Source organism: Bartonella sp. AP57NXGY (assembly GCF_042195805.1).
In the GTDB taxonomy this organism is placed as follows: Bacteria; Pseudomonadota; Alphaproteobacteria; order Rhizobiales; family Rhizobiaceae; genus Bartonella.
Map to the genome: position 1 here is coordinate 1 of NZ_JBHIOZ010000336.1, position 1,111 is coordinate 1,111.

Sequence of the window (1,111 nt, forward strand, 5' to 3'; positions counted from 1 at the left end):
TAAGCCGCCCATTTATCCATATAAACGCGGCGCTGTTCTAAATAGTCAGTCCGACGATAGGCACGCTCTACTTTACCGCCTACTGTATGACTTAGAATAGTTTCTGCGACTTCATAAGGGGCATCGGTTGTTTCAGCGAGCCAATCACGTAAACTAGAACGAAATCCATGGGGGCATGCCTCAATTTTATTGTCTCTCATATATTGAGCCATACAATTTGCAGCGAGGGGACCCCGACCGGTTGCAGAAAAGAAGAAATCATTGCGAGAAAGCAAGCGCGCTTGTTTTAAGATTTCTAATGCTTCTGATGATAGAGGCACGCGAAACTCTTCTGTAGTATCACGTCGACCTTTCATATTTTCAGCAGGGATTGTCCAGATATCGCCATCAACTTGGTCTTTATGAATATGACACAAAGGGTTGGTACGAACGCCTGTCAAAATAAGCAAACGCAAAGCCAGTTGTGTTAAGGTTGATGCTTCGCAAAGTGTTTTATAAAAGGCAGGGACATCTCTCCAATCCATAGCTGGAAAATTTTGCGTTTTATGGCGTTGTTTACCTAAGAGAGCGCGTGCTTTTTCTGTTGCTTGTAAATCAACATCCAAACCCAAAGCAGCCGCATGTTTGAGACAAATATTAAGGCGGGTAAGAGCTTTATCAGCTGTTGCTGCTTTTGTATGCCAAATGGGAGCAAGTGTATTGCGTATCTCTGTTTGTGTAATCTCTGAAACGGGGAGGCAACCTAATTTGGGGAGAATATGGAGTTTTAAGGGTAAAAACCAACGTCCATCTTTACCATCTCCTTTTAGTTCAGCTTTACGGCTTTCAAAAGCATCCAACGCGATATCTTTTAAATAATGGAGATTACTTATTGCCTCACGCTTTTGTTTATTGCGTTCTTTAATGGGGTCACGACCTTCACGAAGAACAGAGCGCCACCCAGTTGCCAATTCACGGGCTTGTTTTAAAGAGACATCTCTCAAGGCACCCAAGCCCATTTCACGGCGCCGCCCATGAATGGTAAAACGGTAAATCCATTGAGCACCTCCATCTTTACGCTTATGAAGTAACAAGCCGGCACCATCATTATATTTGCCAGCTCCCAATGTTG

The 1,111-nt window shown here is 43.7% G+C and carries 1 protein-coding gene; it reads right to left on the reverse strand.

Translation table 11 applies throughout. The features are described 5' to 3' along the window. A partial coding sequence (locus tag ACFIL8_RS10730; RefSeq protein ID WP_375689763.1) for a tyrosine-type recombinase/integrase occupies positions 1-1,111 on the reverse strand: 1,111 nt, incomplete at both ends.